The 1,480-nt window shown below is 62.8% G+C and carries 2 protein-coding genes; both read right to left on the bottom strand.

The genetic code is table 11. From position 1 onward, the window contains the following. Positions 1–639: ABC transporter ATP-binding protein (locus EOD15_RS34180; RefSeq protein WP_148129813.1), on the bottom strand; the 639-nt coding region annotated here is incomplete at its 3' end. A 10-nt stretch (positions 640–649) separates the two neighbouring features. Continuing rightward, positions 650–1,432 carry an ABC transporter permease gene (locus EOD15_RS34175; protein ID WP_245463851.1) on the bottom strand — a complete coding sequence of 261 codons (783 nt, stop codon included), beginning with the start codon at positions 1,430–1,432 and terminating at the stop codon, positions 650–652. Positions 1,433–1,480 lie beyond the last annotated feature (48 nt).

The following is a 1,480-nucleotide window of genomic DNA, read 5'->3' as shown; positions in this document are numbered from 1 at the left end:
GATCGAGGCTGGACGGCGCGAGAACAGGATGATCCGGTCGGCGAGAAATACGGCTTCTTCCACGTCGTGGGTGACGAAGATGATGGTCTTTTCCTCGCGGATCTGGATCTGCCGCAGCTCGACCTGAAGCCGCTCGCGCGTCAGCGCGTCGAGGGCGCCGAAAGGCTCGTCCATCAACAGCACGTCTGAGCCTGCGGCGAGTGTGCGGGCTATGGCCACGCGCTGGCGCATGCCTCCCGAGATACGGTTTGGATAGGAGTCGGCAAAGTCTGCGAGCCCGAACAGCTTGAGATAATGGCTGATACGCTCGGCTCTTTCGGTTGCGCCTAGGTCCTTCCTGTAGCGCATGCCGAAGGCGATGTTGTTTTTGACAGTCAACCAGGGAAACGACGAATAGGACTGGAACACCATGCCGCGCCGACGGTCCGGCCTGACCACCCTTTTCCCGCCAAGCAGGATCGAGCCCGAACTCGGTTCGTCGAGGCCACCGACCATGCGCATCAAGGTGGTCTTGCCGCAGCCCGATGGGCCGAGAAAGACGACCAGCGAATTGCGCTCGAGGCCAAGATTGGTGTTTCGCACGACATCGACGGGGCCGAAGGACTTGGCCGTGTCGACGAATTGAACATATCCGGTCATGTCATGCTCCTCACAGATACCGGAACAGCCGGCGGTGAAGCAGGCGAAGAAGCTGGTCGGTGACAAGGCCGATCAGGCCGATGACGACGACGCCGGCCATGACCTCCGGTGTCTTGACGAAGCGCCGGGCCGTCCAGATCACATAGCCGATGCCGGAATCGGCGGCGACGATCTCGGCGATGATCAGATAGGTCCAGCACCAGCCGAGCGTGATGCGCAGATTGTCGAGCAGCGTCGGGCCCATCCAGCGCAGGGCGACGTCGATCATGACTTGCCTCGAATTGGCGCCGACGGTGCGGGCGACCTCGACGAATTCCTGCGGCACGCGCCGCATGTCGTCGGCGACGAGCAGCACGAGCTGGAAGAACGTCCCCAGCCAGAGCAGGAAGATCTTGGTCTCCTCGCCGACGCCGAACCAGATGATGGACAGCGGCACCAGCGCGGGGACCGGCAGATAGCGGATGAAATCGATCATCGGCTCGAGGGCGGCGCCGACGATCCGGTAGCTGCTCATCATGATGCCGATCGGGATCGCCATGACGGCGGCCAACACGAACGCAATCCAGACACGGGTGGTCGAGACCGCGACGTGCCACAGCAGGTTCTGCTCGGTCAGCATCGTCCACAGCGCGACGACGACACGGCTCGGCGACGGCAGGAACTGCGGCGCAATGATGCCCGCGCGCGCCGCCAGCTCCCACAGGGCAATAACGAGCGCAGCCGCAGCGACACTGACGGCAAACTCCAGCATCGGCGATCCGCGACCGCGGAAGACGAACAGGCTGCTGAACAAATCATTATCCCCGGATGATCGAAAGAACGGTCGTCACCGGCGGTAAGC

This window comes from Mesorhizobium sp. M7A.T.Ca.US.000.02.2.1 (genome assembly GCF_003996995.1).
Lineage (GTDB): Bacteria > Pseudomonadota > Alphaproteobacteria > Rhizobiales > Rhizobiaceae > Mesorhizobium.
Note: the sequence above shows the minus strand (reverse complement) of the source record. Positions and strands in the feature narration are given on the sequence as shown.